Below are 19,781 nucleotides of genomic sequence, written 5' to 3' on the forward strand. Positions count from 1 at the left end.
GTCTATACCTAATGATGATTCTTACCACTCTCGTAACGAGGTCATCATGCAGATCGATTTAACAGGTAAAAAGGCGCTGGTTACCGGTGCCAGCCGCGGGTTGGGTCGGGCTATTGCACTGTCGCTGGCGCGCGCCGGTGCGGATGTGATTATTACGTATGAAAAATCTGCCGATAAAGCCCAGGCGGTCGCTGAGGAGATTAAGGCGCTGGGACGACACAGCGAAGCTGTGCAGGCCGACAGCGCCAGCGCGCAGGCGATTCAGGATGCCGTTACCCATGCGGCGCGTTCCCTTGGCGGGCTGGATATTCTGGTCAACAACGCGGGTATCGCGCGCGGCGGCCCGCTGGAGTCCATGACCCTGGCGGACATCGACGCGCTCATCAACGTCAACATTCGCGGCGTGGTGATCGCCATTCAGGAAGCACTGGTGCACATGTCCGACGGCGGGCGCATTATCAACATCGGCAGCTGTCTGGCCAACCGCGTGGCGATGCCGGGTATTGCCGTTTACTCGATGACCAAGTCTGCCCTTAACTCCCTCACCCGCGGCCTCGCGCGCGATCTGGGCCCGCGCGGTATTACCGTTAACCTTGTCCACCCCGGCCCCACCAACAGCGATATGAACCCGGAAGACGGCGAACAGGCGGAAGCCCAGCGCCAGATGATCGCAGTTGGTCACTACGGCCAGCCGGAAGACATCGCGGCGGCGGTCACCTTCCTCGCCAGCCCGGCTGCGGGGCAGATCTCCGGCACAGGGCTGGATGTCGACGGCGGGTTGAACGCCTGATCGCATATTTCCTGCAAGCCTCTGTCACCCGGCAGAGGCCTTCTCGAGCCGCCTCGACGGTTTGCGTTTTGCCTCTTACCTGTATTTTTTCTCCGCTCTACAGTACCCATAAGAAATTCGGAATTTATCTAATAGTCTTATTATTTCCTTATAGTTTGTGTGGGCGTACAGTGGAGGTACGGATGAAGATTGTCTGGTCCAATGGTGCAAAGAAGGCGTTTTCAAAGATTGACGAGCGGTATCAGCACCGCATTGAGGTAAAGCTTAATGAGCTGGATGACCGTTCAGCTCCCCGGCCCGATATCAAAAAAATATCGGCGACCGAAAATCATTTCCGGCTACGCGTTGGCGATTACCGCATCATCTATACGCTTCGGGACGATCCCGATAACCATTGTTATGTTTTAGCCGTCAAGCGCAGAACTTCAACGACTTACCTGCATGAGGAGAGTGCCACCTATGGCTGTACAGCTAATCAAGGACGATAACGGGAAAACGCAGTACGCCGTTATTCCCTATCACGAATATTTTCGTATGCTCTTACAGATGTCAGAAATTGACGACGAAACCGATGACGATCTGGAGGATATTGAGGTCGAACACGATAGTCTGGATGACGTGGAATTGCCCGGAGAAGTGTGCAGCATCATGACCTGGCAGAACGTCAGCCTGCAGGCCGCGTGGCGTATCCTGCGCGGGCTATCCCAGCAGGAGGTGGCGGAGAAACTCGGCATCAGCCAGTCCGCCGTGTCACAGCTGGAAGCGCTGGACTCCCGTCCGCAAAAGCGCACCCGTGAAAAGCTGGCAGCGATCTACGGCTGCAAGCAGGAGCAGATCAGCCTCTATTTACCGAAAGAGGGTTAACAGCACTTCGCCCCGCCCTTGCCGCCGTAACGGGCGTCCTGGCGGTCACGGAAAAATTCTTCGTAGGTCATTGGCGTCTGGTCCGGATGATTGACGCGCATATGCTCGACGTAGTTGTCGTAGTCCGGCACGCCAATCATCATTTTGGCGGCCTGGCCCAGGTACTTACCGGCTTTGGAAAGGGTGTCGAACATAGTTTTGATCTCACAGGGAATGTAGGCCGGGTAAGGCGAAGCCGCCACCCGGCACACAGGTTAATGCGCCCCTTTCGCCTGGGTCACAATCTCTTCCAGGTTTTCAGGCATTGGCTCATACGGCGTCTCTTTCGCCGTTGGCGTGTCGACTTTCAATGCCGCCAGCGCGGTCTTGAGAGAATACAACGCCAGCACCACGACCACCACCATAAAGAAGATGGTCAGCCCGGCGTCCAGACGGTTGTTAAACACCAGCTGCGACAGCTGCGATTCGGTGTACTGTGCCGGGATCTTGCCGCTGTCGATCATCGCCTGGAACTTGTTGGCGATTGCCAGGAAGCCCACCTTGTTATCCGGACTGAAGGCCTTCTGCCAGCCCGCCGTCAGGGTACAGATCAGCAGCCACGCAGTAGGCACCAGCGCCACCCACGCATAGCGCTGGCGCTTCATCTTGAACAGCACCACCGCGCAGAGCATCAGCGCCATGCCCGCCAGCATCTGGTTGGCGATACCGAACAGCGGCCACAGGGTGTTAATCCCGCCCAGCGGATCGACCACGCCCTGATGCAGGAAATAGCCCCACGCCAGCACGCACAGCGCCGTCGCCAGCAGGTTAGCCGGGAGCGAGTCGGTCCGCTTCAGGTTCGGGGAGATGACGCCAAGCAAATCCTGCAGCATAAAGCGCGCCGCACGGGTTCCCGCATCCACCGCCGTCAGGATAAACAGCGCTTCAAACAGAATGGCGAAGTGATACCAGAACGAGACGTCCATCAGCCCGCCCAGCGCGCCGTGGAGAATATACGCCATGCCCACCGCCAGCGTCGGCGCCCCGCCCGCGCGGGAGATAATGGACTGCTCGCCCACTTCGCTGGCGATGCTCGTCAACGTATCAGGGGTAATCGCGAAGCCCCAGCCGCTCACCACCTGCGCGGCAGAGGCCACCACGTCAACGGTACCGGCCGGAGCCAGGACTGCCATCGGGCTGTTCATCGCGAAGTAGACGCCCGGGTCGATAATGCAGGCGGAGACCAGGGCCATGATGGCCACGAAGGACTCCATCAGCATGCCGCCGTAGCCAATCAGGCAGGCCTGATTTTCATTCGCCAGCATCTTTGGCGTCGTCCCGGAGGCGATCAGCGCGTGGAAGCCCGACACCGCACCGCAGGCGATGGTGATAAACAGGAACGGGAACAGGTTGCCGGTCCAGACCGGGCCGGTACCGTCGATAAATTTGGTTAATGCCGGCATGGTCAGGGTCGGGCGCATAATCAGAATGCCGATCGCCAGCCCGACGATAGTGCCGATTTTCAGGAACGTTGAAAGGTAGTCGCGCGGGGCCAGCAGCAGCCACACCGGCAACACCGCCGCCACAAAGCCGTAGCCCACCAGCATCCAGGTCAGCTGTACGCCGGTAAAGTCGAAGAACGGTGCCCAGGTCGGGCTTTCCGCCACCCAGCCGCCGGAGATAATGGCGAACACGAGCAACACCAGACCAATCACCGACACTTCACCAATGCGGCCCGGACGCAGGTAGCGGATGTAGATCCCCATGAACAGCGCCAGCGGAATGGTAAAGGCTACGGTATACGTTCCCCACGGGCTGTGGGTCAACGCTTTCACTACGATCATCGCCAGCACCGCGAGGATGATCACCATGATCATAAAGGTCGCCACCAGCGCAATCACCCCGGCAGTGGCCCCCATCTCCTCTTTCACCAGCTCACCCAGCGAACGTCCGTCGCGGCGGGTGGAGACGAACAGTACCATAAAGTCCTGCACCGCCCCCGCCAGCACCACCCCGGCGAGGATCCAGATCATCCCCGGCAGGTAGCCCATCTGCGCCGCCAGCACCGGGCCCACCAGCGGGCCTGCCCCGGCGATAGCCGCAAAATGGTGACCGAACAGCACTTTCTTGTCGGTCGGCACGTAGTCCAGACCGTCGTTATGGCGGACGGCAGGCGTCATGCGGGTGCTATCGACCGCCAGAACATTTTTAGCGATATAGCGGCCATAAAAACGATAGGCGATCAGGTAAACGCAGACCGAGGCAACGACGATCCAGAGCGCGTTGATCTGCTCCCCCCGGTTGAGGGCGATGTAGCCCAGGGCAAAGGCTCCCACAACGGAGAGCCCTGCCCATGTAAGGTATTTCCCTGAGTTGTTCATAGTTGTTGTCCGTTGTTGTGAAACAGTGAGATGTTACATTTTGTTTCTAGAACAACCGGAAAAATTTAACAACTTTGAAACGCAATAATGCGTGGTCAAACCAGAGATTTACACCACAGTGTTAAGCCGATCACTTTGATCTGCCTGGGCTAGCCCAGCACCATCGTACTCAACCGGCAGGTACAGCACCGCCGCCCCTGCTCGTCGAAAACCCCAATCTCCCAGCTCTGGCTCGAACACCCAAGATGCAGCGGCTGACACACGCCGCGAACCGTGCCGTGGGATACCGCCCGATGATGCGTGGCGTTCAGCTCCGTTCCCACCACGCTCTGCCCGTCGCGGGTCATCAGAAATCCGGCCATTGAGCCGAGCGTTTCCGCCAGCGCCGCCGAGGCCCCGCCGTGGAGCAGGCCAAACGGCTGATGGGTACGCGCATCCACCGGCATCTCCGCTTCCAGCGTGTCGTCCCCGAGGCGGGTATAGACGATGCCCAGGTTCGCCACCAGGGTATTCACGCTGGTCGCGTTCAGTTCCTCAAGCGATAAATGACGTTTCCAGATCATTTACGCCCCCAGCGTGGAGCCGCCGTCCACCACGATATCCTGCAGGGTGATATGGCTGGCGGCATCGGAGGCAAGGAACAACACCGTGCTGGCGATCTCCTGTGGACGGGCAATTTTGCCCAGCGGAATACCGAGCTTAAACTGCTCGCCGAAGCCGCGGATGCGCTGCTGCTCCGCATCGTCGCTTTTCCACAGAGTGCGCTGCATATCGGTGTCCGTTGAGCCCGGCGACACCAGATTGCAGCGCACGCCGCTGCCTGCCAGCTCCAGCCCGACGGTCAGGGCCAGGCTTTTCAGCGCTGCTTTCGATGCGCCATAGGCGCTCATGCCGATGCGCGGCGCGTGCGCCGCGTCGGACGCCACGGTCACAATCGCCCCGCCCTGCTGACGGCGGAACTGCCCCATGGTCTGCTGGAACAGATTGAACGCGCCGCCAACGTTGACCGCAAAGGTGTCCTGCCAGTCCTTGTGCGAGAGCTGGTCCGTCGCCCCCATGCGCAGAATGCCCGCCGCGTTGACCAGCACGTCCAGCCGTTCGAGCGAAGCCAGCACGCGCCCGCACACCTCATGCACCTGCGCGGCATCCGCCACGTCCAGCGTTTCGGTGGCAAACGGATAGTGATCCTGCGGGAAGGCCAAATCGAACCCGGTCACCTGCGCGCCGGCTTCGGCAAATGCCTGTGCGGTCGCGTAGCCAATCCCCTTCCCCGCGCCCGTCACCCAGACGGTTTTACCGGTGAAATCCCATCCCATCACTTCACCTCGCGGGAAAGCAGCGCCCACCAGGCGTCGAGGGTCGGATTTTTCGCCAGCATCACGAAGTCGATATCGCCGTGTACTTTGCGCCAGCGGGCGGCCAGCGCCATCATGCGCACTGAATCCAGGCCGTAGTCGATCAGGTTTTCGTCATCCATCGGCTCGTCGGACTCGTCCAGCAGCGGCAGAATAAGCTCGCGCAGTGCGGCCTTCGAGGCCGGAACGGACGGCAGCAGTTCGTCAGTCATCACTACGCGGCCCGAGCGTCCGGCCACATAGTTCAGCGACATCAGGTGCTCGTCGCGGGTGAAATCCGCCAGCGCGTCGGCAATGAAGAACGGCTTAATGTCGCGCATAAAGGCGTCGGTGGCGGTGGTCATGCAGCCGATGTGGGCGTACACGCCGGTAATCAGCAACTGGTTGCGGCCCGTCTCTTTCAGCATCTGCTCCAGCGGCGAGCGGTGGAACGCGCTGTAGCGCCACTTCACCAGCACCGTGTCCGCTTCGTCCGGCGCCAGCTCGGCGACGATGCGCTGCTGCTCCGGCGAACGGGTCAGGCCCGGGCCCCACATGTCGTTCAGCAGGGCGCGATCGTCATCGCTCTGCTCTTTTGGCTGCGCGGTGTAGTACACCGGGATATTGTGTTCTTTGCACCAGGCGCGCAGTCTGGCGATGTTCGCCACCACCTGCTGCATCATCTCGCTGTTTTCGCCCCAGAAGTTCAGGAAATACTCCTGCATATCGTGGATCAGCAGCGCTGCGCGCTCGGGCTCAAACGCCCAGTTCACCTTGCTGGTCGGCAGCTCTGCGGCGGTCGGCAGCGCGTAAGCGGTTAATTTTGGAATGGCCATACTCTGTTCCTCAGCCCCGGGCGCGTTCAGCAAGCCGCAGGCGCAACTGTTTCTTATCGACTTTGCCGACCGGCGTCAGCGGGAGCGCATCCACGCTCTCCACGCGGTCCGGCAGCTTGAATTCGGCGACGCCCTGCTCGCGCAGGAAGCGACGCACCTCGACCGCGCGCAGGGGCTGTTTCACCACCAGATACGCGCAGCTCTTCTCACCCAGCAGGCTATCCTCCATGCTCACCAGCGCGGCGTGGATCACCGACTCATGGCGCAGCAGCAAGTTCTCGATCTCTTCAGCAGCAATCTTCTCGCCGCCGCGGTTGATCTGATCTTTCTCGCGCCCCTGCACGGTGATGTAGCCCTGATCGTCAATGGCGATCAGATCCCCGGAGCAGTAAAAGCCGTTGGCGTCGAAGGCGCTGGCGTTGTGTTCCGGGCTGTTGAAATAGCCGCGGAAGGTGTACGGGCCGCGCGTCATCAGGCGCCCGACTTCCCCGCGCGGCAGCGGGTTGCCGTGCTCGTCCGCCACCCACACTTCGTCGTCCGGGCACATCGGTCGGCCCTGGGTGTTGATGATGCGTTCCGGCGCGTCGTCGAGCGCGGTGTAGTTCACCAGCCCTTCTGCCATGCCGAACACTTGCTGCAGCTGGCAGCCGATTTCTGCCGGAATGCGCGCCGCGAGCGTGGCGGAGAGGCGTGCGCCACCCACCTGGAGCAGCTTCAGCGACGCAAGCTGGGCGTTGCCCGCGCCGTCGGCAATCGCCTGTAGCCAGAGGCTTACCGCCGGGGGCACCAGCGAAGTGACGTTAATCTTATGCCGTTCAATCAGCGGGAAGCAGAGCGTGGCGCTCGGATCGTTCGCCAGCACCACGCAGCCACCCACGGTAAAGACGCCTAACGATCCCGGCGAGCTCATGGCGTAGTTGTGCGCCGCGGGCAGCGCGTTCAGATACCGGGTATGCGCAGTGATACCGCAGATCTCGTTGCTGCGGCGAATGCTGTAGTCGTAATCGTTGTGCGTCCGCGGGATCAGCTTCGGCGTGCCGGTGCTGCCGCCGGAGAGCTGGAAGAACGCCACTTCGTCGGCGGGCGTCGGGTTAGGGATAAAATTGTCCGCCGGGCGCGCAGTCGCCGCGTCCAGGGCATATTCACCCTTATCGCCGCGCAGGAGCACGACGCGCACCGAGCGATGTTCATCCACAAAGGCATGAAGAAAATCATCGCCCGCAAACAGCACATGGTCGCGATCGGCGATCAGCACGGCGGGGTTGATCTGCGCCGCGTAGGCGTTCAGCTCGCTGCGCTGGTGGCTAAAGAGCGCGTTGACCGGCGCGACGCCAATTTGCAGCAACGCGAAGAAGGTCATGTAGAACTCGGCCACGTTGCCAAGCTGCACCAGCGCCGTCTCGCCACGCTGCAGCCCACGCGCCTGAAGGGCTGAGGCCAGGTTGTTCACGGCCTGATTCAGCGCGCGGTAGGTAATGTGGCGATCGCCATCGATAATCGCCACCGCATCGCTGTCCGCCCGATCCGTCAGGATGTGGGTCAACGGCAGATCCTGCCAGTAGCCTTTTTCACGGTAGCGGCGGGCAAATACCTCAGGCCAGCGGGTAAAGGGAATGGTCATGAGTCTTCCTTAGTGCAAACCAAACACGTTGAGCATGGTAGAGAGCTTCACGCCCGTCTCGCGCCACTCGCCCACCGGGGAGGAGGCAGGCACAATGCCCGCACCGGCAAACAGGCGAACGGTATTTTCACGAAGACGCGCGCAGCGGATGGTTACCACCCACTCGCCGTTGCCTTCGCTGTCGCACCAGCCAACGATGCCGCCAAACAGCTCGCGGTCGAACGGCTCCAGCTCGGCAATCAGCTCTTTCGCCGCCTGATGCGGGAAGCCGCTCAGCGCCGGGGTCGGGTGCAGCAGGCAGGCCAGGGTCAGGGCGTTCTCGTTTTCACGCGCCTCGCCTTCCACCGGCGTCGCCAGATGCCACAGCGTCGGCGTGGTAATCAACTGAGGAGAATCAGGCATGCTGAGATGATGGCTGCGCGGTGTCAGAATGGCCCTCATCGCCTGGGTGACCAGGTCGTGCTCGTGACGGTCCTTTTCGGAGGCCAGCAGCTTATTGCCCGCTTCGCGATCCAGCACGTCGTCCGGCTGACGGCGCGCGGAGCCTGCCAGCGGCAGCGAGCTAAAGTGCGCCCCCTCTTTACGCAGCAGCAGCTCCGGGCTGGCGCCCAGCAGCACGCCGCCGTCTTCCAGCGGCACGTGGAAGTTGAAGCTCGCCGGGTTCTGGGCGATCAGGCGCTCCATCAGGGCGCCGCTGTCCATGCGTTTGTCGGTCGCGATATCAATCAGGCGCGACAGCACCACCTTGTTCACCTGCGGCGTGGCGGTCAGCGACGCGGCGCGAGCAACCATCTCTTCGAAGACGGGCTGCGGCGGGATCTCGGTGCGTTGTGCCACCTTCAGCGCCTGCGCGCCGGAAAAATAGCGTGCGGACTGCTGACGTGCGGGACGGGAAAAGGTTTCCCAGCGTTGCGGAATAAACAGCGACGAGGGCTTGCGGGTGTCGAACGGGATCGCCCCCACCATCACCGGGTGAGCAATACCGCTGGCTTTTGCCGTGCGGAAGGCCTGGGCTAATTTTTGCTGGAAGCGACCCGCCGGATCGTCACCGCCGACGGCGGGTTCACTGAAGCGGGCAAAGCAGCCGGACGTGGTAAAGCTGCGGTAAGGCGACATAAAGAAAAAACGGTCTGATTCCAGCGTGGTTGCGGCGTGCTGAACTTCCTCAGCCAGGGACGTATCCATATCATCCTCCTCAAAATGATAAAAGAAGCAATAATGATTATCATTTATATTTTCGTCGGCTAACCTAATCCCACATCGCTTCGCTGTCAACCGTCGGGCAAATAACTTGTGCGACAAAAGCTTGCATCCCGATGCGGCAACCATGAAAATGAGAAGCATTATCTTCAACGAAAACAGGATCCCGCGCTGTGAAATTCCCTGCCGTTTTCCGTAATCCCCTGCTTTTATTATCACTTTTTGTTTTAGGACTTACCTCAGCCGCTGCCGCCGACTGGCCACGTCAGGTGACTGACAGCCGCGGGGTACATACCCTTGAGCACAAACCGACGCGCATTGTCTCCACCAGCGTGACCTTAACCGGCTCCCTGCTGGCGATTGACGCACCGGTCGTCGCCAGCGGCGCGACCACGCCGAACAACCGCGTGGCGGATGGACAGGGTTTCCTGCGCCAGTGGGGCGATATCGCGAAGCAGCGCAAGGTAGCGCGGCTGTACATTGGCGAGCCGAGCGCCGAAGCGGTAGCCGCGCAAATGCCGGACCTGATTTTGATCAGCGCCACCGGCGGGGATTCCGCACTGGCGCTGTACGATCAGCTCTCAGCTATCGCGCCGACGCTTATCATCAACTACGACGACAAGAGCTGGCAGGCGCTGCTGACTCAGCTGGGCGCGATCACCGGACACGAAAAGCAGGCCGCCGGGCGCATAGCCGCGTTTGATACACAGCTCGCGCAGGTGAAACAGCAAATGACGCTGCCGCCGCAGCCGGTGAACGCCATCGTCTACACCGCCGCCGCGCATTCCGCCAACCTGTGGACCGCCGAATCGGCGCAGGGCAAGCTGCTGCACCAGCTGGGCTTTACGCTGGCGGATCTGCCAGCCGGGTTGCAGACCTCAACAAGCCAGGGCAAGCGCCACGACATTATCCAGCTGGGCGGCGAAAACCTGGCGACGGGACTGAACGGCGAAGGGCTGTTTGTGTTTGCCGGTGACGAGAAAGACGTGGCGGCGATTTACGCTAACCCGCTGCTGGCGCACCTACCGTCGGTGAAAAACAAGCGCGTGTGGGCGTTAGGAACTGAGACGTTCCGCCTGGATTATTACAGCGCGATGTTGGTGTTGCAGCGTTTAGAGGCAATTTTCGGGTAATGCATGCGCCCGGTGGCGCTTCGCTTACCGGGCCTACAGGTGCAAAATGTAGGCCGGGTAAGGCGCAGCCGCCACCCGGCAAATCACACAGGGGCACTCTCCTGCCTGAACCGCCGCAATTCCACCAGCGCCACTAACAAAATCACGCCAACCATCGCTAACACAAACCCGCTGCTGCTCGCCGACGCCACCGGGCTCATTATCGCCCCCAGCCCGCCGAGGATCGCCGCGCCGATGGCATCGCCCGTGACGTTCTGCGCGGTCCACAGGCCGTTGATACGCCCGAGCATCCCTTCCGGCGTCTGAGTCTGGATCAGGGTGTACTGCAAGAGCGAGCTGATGGCGCTCAGCCAGCCAAAGATCACCAGACACATCACCCCGAGCGCCCAGACCGGCATCAGGCTAAAGAAGCCAATGGCGATAAACGAGGCCAGCGTGGCAAGCAGTATAATCAACCCCGGTCGCGCGCTCTGCGCCAGGTTACCGCTGGTCAGCGCCCCGCAGGCCGCACCGAGCGGAATCGCGGCGTACAGCAGGCCAATCTCCGAGGCGCTCATCCGCCACTCTCCCGCTAACGCCGGATACAGCACGCGCACGGCGCTCGCCATGGTCAGCAGGCCGCCAAGCAGCGCAATGCCGCCAATCAGCGGGTTACTGAACAGAAAACGAATAGCGGCCATCAGTGATGTCAGCGGATGCTCGCGCGGCTGCGGCGGAGGTGGCAGCAGCGGCAGGCGCAGCAGCGTCAGCGTGGTGATAAACGTCCCCGCCGCGGCCAGGCCGTAGTTCCACGCCACGTTGCCGGTTGCCAGCAGCAGGCCGCCGACCATCGGCGAAATCACCGAGCCGAGGCGCACGGTGAGCATGGTGATCGCCCCCGCCTGCATCAGATTTTCTCGCCCGACCAGCGCGGGCGTCGCCGCCAGCAGCGCTGTCACGCCTAAGGAGGCAAAGAAACCGTCCCACAGCCCGAGGGCATAAATGGCGATCAGCGACGGTTCTGGCAGCATGGCGTTCAGACACAGCCCGATAAAGCCCACACCGCAGGTGCCGCGCGCCAGCAGGATCAGCTTTTTACGCTCGTAGCGGTCCGCCAGCACGCCGCCGACCATCAGACCGATGAACATCGCCCCGCCGGTTAACGTCACCGATAACCCCACCAGCCAGCTGGAGTGCGTCATAGTCTGGATCTGGACCGGTACGGCCACGCCGAGCAGGCCGAGGGATAAAATGGAGATAAAACGAGCGATAAAGACGGCGCGATACGCCGGGTGCGTTTTGAGCAGGCTGAGGTTGAGCAGCCAGGATTTTTGATTCATGACAAAGCCTTGAGTGTAATTCTACCCATTCCATGGGCGCACATGCTAACATAGCCAAATAAGATAGATAACGATAATCACTATCATTATCAAATCATGGATGTTGCTATGTCGTTTTCCTCTTCTTCGGTGCGCGCCATTGCCGTGCCCGTTTTATTGCTGCTATTGAGCCTGGCGATTGCACTCAGCCTGCTGGTCGGCGCGAAGTCGCTGCCCGCCTCCGTTATCGTTGATGCGCTCTCCGGCACCTGTCAGAGCGCCGATTGCGTCATCGTGCTCGACGCCCGCCTGCCCCGCACCCTTGCCGGACTGCTGGCCGGTGGCGCGCTCGGCCTTGCCGGTGCGTTGATGCAAACCCTTACCCGTAACCCACTGGCGGACCCTGGCATTCTCGGCGTGAACTCCGGTGCCAGCTTTGCCATCGTGCTCGGCGCGGCGCTGTTCGGGTTGACGTCGCCCTCTGAACAGCTGGTGATGGCCTTTTGCGGCGCGCTGGCCGCCTCGCTGGTGGTGGCGTTTACCGGCAGCCAGGGCGGCGGACAGCTGAGCCCGGTACGCCTGACGCTGGCGGGCGTGGCACTTGCCGCGGTGCTGGAAGGCTTGTCCAACGGCATCGCCCTGCTCAACCCGGACGTTTACGACCAGCTGCGCTTCTGGCAGGCCGGCTCGCTGGATATCCGCACCCTTGAAACCCTGAAAGTGGTGGCGATCCCGGTGATGATTGCCACCGCCGTAGCGCTGTCGTTAAGCCGGGCGCTGAACAGCCTGAGCCTCGGCAGCGACACCGCCACCGCCCTCGGCAACCGCGTGGCGCGCACGCAGCTGACGGGCCTGCTGGCCATCACCGTACTGTGCGGCAGCGCGACCGCCGTGGTTGGCCCGATTGCCTTTATTGGCCTGATGATGCCCCATATGGCGCGCTGGCTGGTGGGGGCGGATCACCGCTGGTCCCTGCCCGTCACGCTGCTGGCGACCCCTGCCCTGCTGCTGTTTGCCGACGTGCTGGGCCGCCTGCTGGTTCCCGGCGAGCTGCGCGTCTCGGTGGTCAGCGCCTTTATCGGTGCGCCGGTGCTGATCTTCCTGGTACGACGCAGACGCGGAGGTGGCGCATGATGGCTCCCTCCCGGCGTTTAGTCGCCTGCGTCTCCCTGCTGGTTATCGCCATTCTGCTGCTGGCAACGTGGAGCCTGCGCAGCGGCGCGGTGACGCTTGATTTCACCCAGGTGCTTAACGCCCTGCTCGGCAGCGCGCCGCGCAATATCACCCTGGTTGTCACCGAATGGCGACTGCCGCGCGTGGCGATGGCGATCCTGGTGGGCGCGGCGCTCGGCGTCAGCGGCGCGATCTTCCAGTCGCTGATGCGCAACCCACTCGGCAGCCCGGACGTGATGGGCCTCAATACCGGGGCCTGGAGCGGCGTGCTGGTGGCGATGGTGCTGTTCGGCCAGCACCTGACGGCCATCACCTTTACGGCGATGGCGGGCGGCATTCTGACGTCGCTGGTTATCTGGCTGTTGGCCTGGCGCAACGGCATCGATACCTTCCGGCTGATCATTATCGGTATTGGCATCCGTGCGATGCTGATGGCCTTTAACACCTGGCTGCTGCTGCAGGCCTCGCTGGAAACGGCGCTTTCCGCCGGGCTGTGGTACGCGGGCTCCCTCAACGGCCTGACGTGGGGCAAAACCTGGCCCGCGGCACCACTGATTGTGCTGATGTTTATCGGCGCGCTGCTGCTGGTACGGCGCATGCGGCTGCTGGAGATGGGCGACGACAGCGCCTGCGCGCTGGGCGTGGGCGTTGAACGCTCGCGCCTGATGCTGATGCTGGTCGCCGTACTGCTGACCGCCGCCTCCACCGCCATCGCCGGGCCGATCTCATTTATCGCCCTCGTGGCGCCGCATATCGCGCGACGTCTAAGCGGGACGGCGCGCTGGGGATTAACTCAGGCGGCGCTGTGCGGCGCGCTGCTGCTGCTGGCCGCCGATCTTTGCGCCCAGCGGCTGTTTATGCCTTACCAGCTTCCGGTGGGCGTGGTGACCGTCAGCCTCGGCGGCATTTACCTTATCGTCTTGCTCGTTCAGGAGTCTCGCAAGAAATGACAGATTCAACCACCCGCTTGCGCGGCGAAAATCTCACCCTCGGTTACGGCAAAAAAATTATTGCCCGTGATTTATCCGTCGCCATTCCGGACGGCCACTTCACGGCGATTATCGGCCCGAACGGCTGCGGTAAATCGACTCTGCTGCGCACCCTGAGCCGCCTGATGACGCCGGTGGAGGGCAGTGTCTTCCTCGACGGCGAGCAGATCCAGCGCTTCGCCAGCAAAGAGGTGGCCAGGCGCATCGGGCTGCTGGCGCAAAACGCCACCACGCCGGGGGACATCACGGTGCAGGAGCTGGTCTCGCGCGGACGCTATCCGCACCAGCCGCTGTTTACCCGCTGGCGCAAGGAAGATGACGAGGCGGTGAACCGCGCGATGCGGGCGACGGGCATTACCGATCTCGCTCAGCAAAGCGTGGATACCCTTTCCGGCGGACAGCGTCAGCGCGCGTGGATCGCGATGGTGCTGGCGCAGGAGACCTCCATCATGCTGCTGGACGAGCCGACAACGTGGCTGGATATCAGCCACCAGATTGACCTGCTGGAGCTGCTGAGCGAGCTGAACCGCGCGCAGGGGTATACCCTGGCGGCGGTACTGCACGATTTAAACCAGGCGTGCCGCTATGCCACGCACCTGATTGCCTTGCGAGACGGGGAGATTGTGGCGCAGGGCGCGCCGAAGGAGATTGTTACGCCGGAGCTGATCGCGCGGATCTACGGCCTGCGCTGCATGATAATCGACGATCCGGTGGCGGGAACGCCGCTGGTGGTGCCGTTAGGTCGACGGTAATTGCCGGGTGGCGGCTACGCCTTACCCGGCCTACGGGAGCCGAGTGTAGGCCGGGTAAGGCGTAGCCGCCACCCGGCGCTTTTGACGTTACCCCAAAATATTCTTCAACACCGGCCCTATCTTCTCAAACGCCTGCGGTGAAATGATATCCACGTGGGCGCAATCCTGGCTGTACACCTCAAGCTCCGACACCCACGGCGCCCAGGCCGCCTGCGGATCCATGGTTCGCGTGCGCTCGGCGACAAACAGCGTCGCTTTGCCGTCAAAGCGCGCGCTGTGCGCCGTGGTGAGCAGCCGCACCGCGTCGGCGTAGTTGCCTTCAATCGCGTTAAACAGCTCGCTGGAGCCCTGCCCCTGCTGAGCGGCGATAAACGCCTGACGTTCCCGCTCGATCTCTGCCAGCACCGCCGGGTCGAGGCCGTTAGCCTCTTTTTCCGCCCAGTTCTGGGTTTCCGGCGGCCAGGTATCCAGCAGGCCGAGGAACGAAACCGCTTCACCCTGCTCGCGCAGGCGGGCCGCAATCCCCTGCGCCAGCGTGCCGCCGAGGGAATAACCGAACAGGTAATACGGCCCCTGCGGCTGCTGCTTACGTAACGTAGACAGGTGGCGCTCAATCACCCCATCCAGATCCGCACACTGCTGCATCGGCCCGTCCGGGCGCGGCGACTGAATGCCGACGATTGACCAGCGCGGGCTGAGGTAGCGCGCCAGCACGCTAAACTGCCAGGCAAAGCCGGACGCCGGATGGAAGCAGAACAGCGTCGGGCCGTCGCCCTCACGCAGCGGCAGAAGCGTTTCATACCCCAGACGCTGCGCCTGCTCGTCGCTCATCTGCGAGTCCAGCAGGGCGCTAAGCTTGCTGACCGTCGAGGCGACCATAATCTGCCCCGGCGTGACCTTGCGGTTGAACGCACGGCTAAGCTGTGCCGCCAGACGCATAGCCAGCAGCGAGTGGCCGCCGAGGGCAAAGAAATCCGCCTCAATGTCGTTGATCTCGCAGCCCAGCAGCGCGGCAAACGCCTGCGCGACGGCGATTTCGGTTTCTCTTTCCGGGGCCCGTCCGGACGTTTTACCGGTCAGTTCCGGCAGCGGCAGCGCCTTGCGATCCAGCTTGCCGTTGGCGCTCAGCGGCAGCGCGCTGATTTGCAGCAGCACCACCGGCACCATATGCGGCGGCAGCTGGGTTTTGAGCGATTCCAGCAGCGCGTCGCGGTCCAGCGGTAAGCCGGTTTCAGAAACCACGTACCCAACCAGCTGGCGGGCATCGCCGCCCGTTGCCGCCGCCTGGTTGAAGACGCAGGCGTGCGCCACGGCCTGGGCCACGTCAGGCAGCGAGAGCATCGCCCGGTCGATTTCACCCAGCTCGATGCGCTGGCCGCGAATTTTAAGCTGGTCGTCGCTGCGGCCCAGATATTCCACCGCGCCGTTATCCAGCCAGCGGGCAACGTCTCCGGTGCGGTACATCCGCTCGCCCGGCGCAAACGGGTCGGCGATAAAGCGGCTGGCGGTGAGATCCGGACGGCCAAGATACCCCTGCGCCAGCTGGATGCCGGTGAGGTAGAGATCGCCCGCCACGCCGAACGGTACCGGGCGCATCATCGCATCCAGAATGCGCAGCCCCGTATTCCACACCGGGAAGCCGATCGGCACGCTGTTGCCTTCCACCGCCGCCAGCTCAGGCCCAAACGCCGGATACCAGCTGACGTCCACCGCCGCTTCCGTCGGGCCATAAAGATTGTGCAGCGGCACGCGGGTCAGCTCTTCCCACTCGCGGCAAAGCGCCGTCGGCAGCGCTTCGCCGCTGCAGAACACCTGCTTAAGCGTTTTGCAGCAGGCGACGTTTTCCGGCGTCAGCGAGGCAACAAACGCCGCCAGCATCGACGGCACGAAGTGGGTAGTGGTCACGCCATAGTGGGCGAAGAAACTTTGCATCGCCTGCGGATCGCGGTGCGCGTCCGGCTCGGCCATCACCAGCTTCGCCCCGGCGATAAACGGCCACCAGAACTCCCACACCGACACGTCAAAGCTGCACGGCGTTTTCTGCGCCACCACATCGTCCGCGCCCAGCGGATAATGGTCCTGCATCCACTTCAGGCGGTTAACGATGGCGGTATGGCCGACCATGACCCCTTTTGGACGCCCGGTCGAGCCGGAGGTAAAGATGATGTACGCCGTCTGCTCCGGCTTCGCCAGCCGCAGCGGTTCAGCACCCGCGGTCGGTAATAGTGTGTTGTAACTAAACGTCTCAACGGAGAGATCGCTAAAGCGCGGAAGCTGTTCGTCAGTGGTAATGAGCAGGGACGGCTTCGCGTCCTCGAGCATCATCCGCAGGCGATCGTCCGGGTAGCCGGTGTCGAGCGGCAGCCACGCGGCGCCCGCCTCCACAATGCCGTGCAGCGCTAACGTCAGGAATACCGAGCGCGGCAGGGCCACCGCCACGCTGTCGCCCGGCTTCACGCCGCGCGCACGCAGCAGGTTTGCCAGCGCGATGACCTGCTCGCGCATCTGGCGATAACTGAGTTCAACGTGCGCATCCGCCAGCGCCGGGGCGTCCGGCGTTTTGCTCGCCTGTTCCGCCACCAGATCCGCGAGCGTGCTGGACGGCAGCGCCAGTCCGGTATCGTTGATGCGCGCGAGCTTAGCGTATTCCTGCTCTGAAACGGTTTCCACCTCGCTGCAGCGCAGGTCCGGATTGACCGCAAATTGCCTCAGCATCGCGTTCAGGCGCGCGACGTGACGCACCAGCGTCGCCTCGTCGTAGCGCTGTTTGTTGGCGAGGATCTCAATGCTCAACCCGCCCTGCTCGTCCGGGAACAGCGCCAGTTCCAGATCGTTCACCGGGCCGGTCGCCAGCGTGTGGGTGATGGCCTCCACGCCGTCGATATCCAGCTGGTAGTCGAACACTTTCACGTTCAGCACCGGGCCAAACAGCGCTTCATCGCCCGCCGCTTTCCCACTGTCGCGCACGATCTGCTCGGCGTCGTAGCGCTGGTGGCGGCGCATTTTTTTCAGCTGGTTCGCCAGGCGCAGCGCCAGCGAGGGCAGGCTCTCCTGCGGATCGATATTGACCGCCAGCGGCAGGACGTTAAGCACCGGTCCGGTCGCGGTCAGGGCTGCGGACCCCATCCTTCGCATAAAGATAAACCCGGCGGCGTAGTCCAGCCGTCCGGTGAGGCGCCCCAGCCACAGCGCCACCAGCGCAAGCGCCAGGTCGGTGCGCTGTACCTTTTCTACCGCCTGCGCAAGCTGGCTAAAAGCACGACCGTCGGCGGCGATTTTCAGGCGCAGGATATCCGTTGTCGCGGCACGACCCGGCAGCGGCGCGGAGGAGAGCGAGACCGGAGAAGGCAGCTGTTTGCGCTGCTCGGCCCAGAACGCGCCGTCGCGCTGGTACGCCTCGCTGTCGCGATAGCGCTGGTACTCGTCCACCACCTCTGCAAATGGGGTAAACGGGGATTCAGGCGTGGGGTCGCCCTTTTTCCACGCGGCATAAATTGCGGCGATCTGGCGGGTAATGGCCGGGAAGCTGAAGCCATCCACTACCAGATGATGATAGCGCTGATACCAGTACCAGTGGTTGTCACCGACCTGAATCAGCTGGTGAAACGCCAGCGGCTGACCGCTGTCGACGCGCAGGTTCTGGTTAAGATCGGATTCCATCAGCGCCACGGCGGCGGCGTGGGAATCAACGCGAACAACGGACGGTTCCGGCAGAATGAAGGTCTCATCCACCCACTGCCACACCTCACCGTTTTCTTCTGCAAAACGCATGCGCAGGGTATCGGCCTGCAGCATGCCTTCCGCAATGGCTTTAACCAGCAGTGGCGCATCGATATCGCCTTTCAGCTCGGTGTAGTGCGCCACGCTCCAGGCGTTTGGCAGCGTGGACAGCTGTTCCGCCATCCAGATCCCCGGCTGGGCGGCGACGAGAGGAAGACGGTTCATGCTTTCTCCCCCACAAAGTAAGACGGCTCAAGCGTTTGCCAGTGCCCGGCAAGCCACTGCTGGCACGCCTCCTGCGACTGTGCTTCGCACACCACGCGCCACCCTGCCGGCAGCTCGCACTGCTGCGGCCACAGGCTGTACTGCCCCTGGTCGTTTTGCAAAATGGCGAACTGTCCCTGCGGATTATCGAAAGGATTGCTGAATTCCATACAGACTCCGTTAGTGAATAAGCGGCTGCCAGAGGGTCATCAGCCCCTGCGTCAGCCCACCGCGCCAGCAAAGCGCATCGTGTCCGCCGTCAACCTGACGCCAGATAACCGGTTGGTGTATGTGCAGTTCGGCGTAAATCGCCTGATTCGCGCGGAAGATGAGCGGCTCGTTGCGCCCGGCTTCAAGAATGATGCGTAGCCCGCGAGGAGATATTTCACCGGCTTTAAGTTGTTCGATTAACAGCCCGTCCTGCTGGCCGCCGCGGTGTGGCCACCAGTAAGAGCCGGACTGGCTAAGCACGCAGCCAAAACGCTGCGGCCAGTGGAGGCCAGCATAAAGCGACGCGAGACCGCCAAAGCTCTGGCCAGCCACCACCGTACGGTCGGCGCGGTCGCTAAACGGCACGCGTTTTTTAACAAGGGGGAGAAGTTCTTCCTGCACCGCCAGCCAGAAATCGGGATTGCACGGCAGCTCGCGGTTCCGATGCTCCATGTCGATAACATCGATTAAGACGTAGACCGCAGGCGGTAATTTGCGCTCGGCGGTGAGCGACGCCAGTGCAGGCCAGACCGGCATGCTTTCGGCCCAGAACTGCCCGTCGAGCAGCACCGCCAGCGGACGTTCCGGGTCGTCGCCCCCGGTAGTGAAAATCCAGACGCGACGGCGATTTTTCAGGCGCGCGCTTTCCCACTCAATACAAATCGGAGGTTGATACGGCGTATCGGGATGATTCCAGCCCGGCTGAACCGGCGCGCCCGGCATCTCCAGCGCGGAGACGGCATGGCCGCGCCCGCCGCGCCAGCTTTGCGGATTCAGCGGGTCGGAAACCGCGTGCGGCAGCAGCTTGCGCCACCCTTCGCGCAGCGCCATGCGCTCCGGCTGCTCGCCTTCAAACACGACGCTGGCAAAATCGTTTTCATTCACGGAAGGGATAAAACAGTAACTCCCGCGCCACTCGGGGCTGAACTCGCCCTGCCACTGCCAGACGTCGGTATCGGGAATGCGTTCGAGAGACTGCGGGCGGGCATTTTGGTGGTGATCGGTCACGCCGGTGACGTAGAGCCAGACGCGTTTGATCGGTGACGTTCTTTGCGTTCCTGCCGGGTCACGCCACCAGAACGTGACGCGATAGTTTCCCTTTTCCGGCGTCCATTCAGGCCCGTTTTTCGACTGCCACCACGCTTCACTTCCCGTTGTTAACGCCGTCACCCTTATAACCTCATGTTTAACAGTCTTTTTTGTTTCAGAGCAAATTTTATTGATAATATTATTGATA

At 62.3% G+C, this 19,781-nt stretch carries 18 protein-coding genes; 7 read left to right on the forward strand and 11 right to left on the reverse strand.

The annotated features are described in order from the left end of the window. Positions 1-46: 46 nt before the first annotated feature. From BMW97_RS08230 to BMW97_RS08240, 3 genes are all read left to right on the forward strand, one after another. The gene (locus BMW97_RS08230) at positions 47-790 is read left to right on the forward strand and encodes an SDR family NAD(P)-dependent oxidoreductase (protein WP_045909613.1); all 744 of its coding nucleotides are present in this window, start codon (positions 47-49) and stop codon (positions 788-790) included. A gap of 182 nt (positions 791-972) precedes the next feature. Continuing rightward, positions 973-1,278 carry a type II toxin-antitoxin system RelE family toxin gene (locus BMW97_RS08235; protein WP_045909614.1) on the forward strand — a complete coding sequence of 102 codons (306 nt, stop codon included), beginning with the start codon at positions 973-975 and terminating at the stop codon, positions 1,276-1,278. Further along, positions 1,250-1,654, forward strand: a complete 405-nt coding sequence (locus BMW97_RS08240) for a helix-turn-helix domain-containing protein (protein ID WP_045909615.1) — start codon at positions 1,250-1,252, stop codon at positions 1,652-1,654. Before BMW97_RS08235 ends, BMW97_RS08240 begins: the two co-directional genes overlap by 29 nt. Here the strand turns inward: BMW97_RS08240 and BMW97_RS08245 are convergent. The 7 genes from BMW97_RS08245 to entC all read right to left on the reverse strand — a co-directional run bounded on the left by BMW97_RS08245 (position 1,651) and on the right by entC (position 8,990). Continuing rightward, complete coding sequence (locus BMW97_RS08245; RefSeq protein WP_006809671.1) at positions 1,651-1,848, reverse strand: YbdD/YjiX family protein; 198 nt, start codon at positions 1,846-1,848, stop codon at positions 1,651-1,653. The two genes, BMW97_RS08240 and BMW97_RS08245, sit on opposite strands and share 4 nt — an antisense overlap. 60 nt (positions 1,849-1,908) lie before the next feature. Next, positions 1,909-4,014: a pyruvate/proton symporter CstA gene (cstA, locus tag BMW97_RS08250; RefSeq protein ID WP_045909616.1), complete on the reverse strand. Its 2,106-nt coding sequence runs from the start codon at positions 4,012-4,014 to the stop codon at positions 1,909-1,911. Between the two features lie 149 nt (positions 4,015-4,163). Continuing rightward, complete coding sequence (gene entH / locus BMW97_RS08255; RefSeq protein WP_045909617.1) at positions 4,164-4,577, reverse strand: proofreading thioesterase EntH; 414 nt, start codon at positions 4,575-4,577, stop codon at positions 4,164-4,166. Beyond that, positions 4,578-5,330: a 2,3-dihydro-2,3-dihydroxybenzoate dehydrogenase EntA gene (gene entA / locus BMW97_RS08260; RefSeq protein ID WP_090392637.1), complete on the reverse strand. Its 753-nt coding sequence runs from the start codon at positions 5,328-5,330 to the stop codon at positions 4,578-4,580. Next, positions 5,330-6,184: an isochorismatase gene (locus BMW97_RS08265; protein WP_045909619.1), complete on the reverse strand. Its 855-nt coding sequence runs from the start codon at positions 6,182-6,184 to the stop codon at positions 5,330-5,332. The genes entA and BMW97_RS08265 overlap by 1 nt, the downstream gene beginning before the upstream one ends. A gap of 10 nt (positions 6,185-6,194) precedes the next feature. Continuing rightward, on the reverse strand, positions 6,195-7,805 hold the full coding sequence (gene entE / locus BMW97_RS08270) for a (2,3-dihydroxybenzoyl)adenylate synthase EntE (RefSeq protein WP_045909620.1): 1,611 nt from the start codon (positions 7,803-7,805) through the stop codon (positions 6,195-6,197). A 9-nt stretch (positions 7,806-7,814) separates the two neighbouring features. Beyond that, positions 7,815-8,990, reverse strand: coding sequence for an isochorismate synthase EntC (entC, locus tag BMW97_RS08275; RefSeq protein WP_045909621.1), 1,176 nt, complete (start codon positions 8,988-8,990; stop codon positions 7,815-7,817). Positions 8,991-9,178: 188 nt separating this feature from the next. On the opposite strand from entC, the gene fepB reads away from it, so the two are divergent. After that, entirely contained in the window at positions 9,179-10,138 is a 960-nt protein-coding gene (fepB, locus tag BMW97_RS08280; RefSeq protein ID WP_045909622.1) for a Fe2+-enterobactin ABC transporter substrate-binding protein, read from the forward strand. 83 nt (positions 10,139-10,221) lie between these two features. On the opposite strand, the gene entS is transcribed toward fepB, so the two are convergent. Beyond that, entirely contained in the window at positions 10,222-11,457 is a 1,236-nt protein-coding gene (entS, locus tag BMW97_RS08285; RefSeq protein ID WP_045909623.1) for an enterobactin transporter EntS, read from the reverse strand. A gap of 108 nt (positions 11,458-11,565) precedes the next feature. Between entS and fepD the strand changes: the two genes are divergently transcribed. From fepD to fepC, 3 genes are read left to right on the forward strand one after another with little or no spacing between them, the layout of a single operon-like run. Next, the gene (gene fepD, locus BMW97_RS08290) at positions 11,566-12,570 is read left to right on the forward strand and encodes a Fe(3+)-siderophore ABC transporter permease (RefSeq protein ID WP_045909624.1); all 1,005 of its coding nucleotides are present in this window, start codon (positions 11,566-11,568) and stop codon (positions 12,568-12,570) included. Continuing rightward, the gene (gene fepG / locus BMW97_RS08295; RefSeq protein ID WP_045909625.1) at positions 12,567-13,559 is read left to right on the forward strand and encodes an iron-enterobactin ABC transporter permease; all 993 of its coding nucleotides are present in this window, start codon (positions 12,567-12,569) and stop codon (positions 13,557-13,559) included. Before fepD ends, fepG begins: the two co-directional genes overlap by 4 nt. Further along, the gene (gene fepC, locus BMW97_RS08300; RefSeq protein ID WP_045909626.1) at positions 13,556-14,350 is read left to right on the forward strand and encodes an iron-enterobactin ABC transporter ATP-binding protein; all 795 of its coding nucleotides are present in this window, start codon (positions 13,556-13,558) and stop codon (positions 14,348-14,350) included. The genes fepG and fepC overlap by 4 nt, the downstream gene beginning before the upstream one ends. An 87-nt stretch (positions 14,351-14,437) precedes the next feature. On the opposite strand, the gene entF is transcribed toward fepC, so the two are convergent. Genes entF through fes form a run of 3 tightly spaced genes read right to left on the reverse strand, consistent with a single transcriptional unit; the run spans position 14,438 to position 19,714 of the window. After that, positions 14,438-18,295 carry an enterobactin non-ribosomal peptide synthetase EntF gene (gene entF, locus BMW97_RS08305; RefSeq protein WP_045909627.1) on the reverse strand — a complete coding sequence of 1,286 codons (3,858 nt, stop codon included), beginning with the start codon at positions 18,293-18,295 and terminating at the stop codon, positions 14,438-14,440. After that, positions 18,292-18,504, reverse strand: a complete 213-nt coding sequence (locus tag BMW97_RS08310; protein ID WP_045909628.1) for an MbtH family protein — start codon at positions 18,502-18,504, stop codon at positions 18,292-18,294. Before BMW97_RS08310 ends, entF begins: the two co-directional genes overlap by 4 nt. A 10-nt stretch (positions 18,505-18,514) precedes the next feature. After that, positions 18,515-19,714, reverse strand: coding sequence for an enterochelin esterase (gene fes, locus BMW97_RS08315; protein ID WP_090392639.1), 1,200 nt, complete (start codon positions 19,712-19,714; stop codon positions 18,515-18,517). Positions 19,715-19,781 lie beyond the last annotated feature (67 nt).

The sequence above is a fragment of the Enterobacter sp. NFIX58 genome (assembly GCF_900110475.1).
GTDB classification, from domain to species: Bacteria; Pseudomonadota; Gammaproteobacteria; order Enterobacterales; family Enterobacteriaceae; genus Enterobacter; species Enterobacter quasiroggenkampii.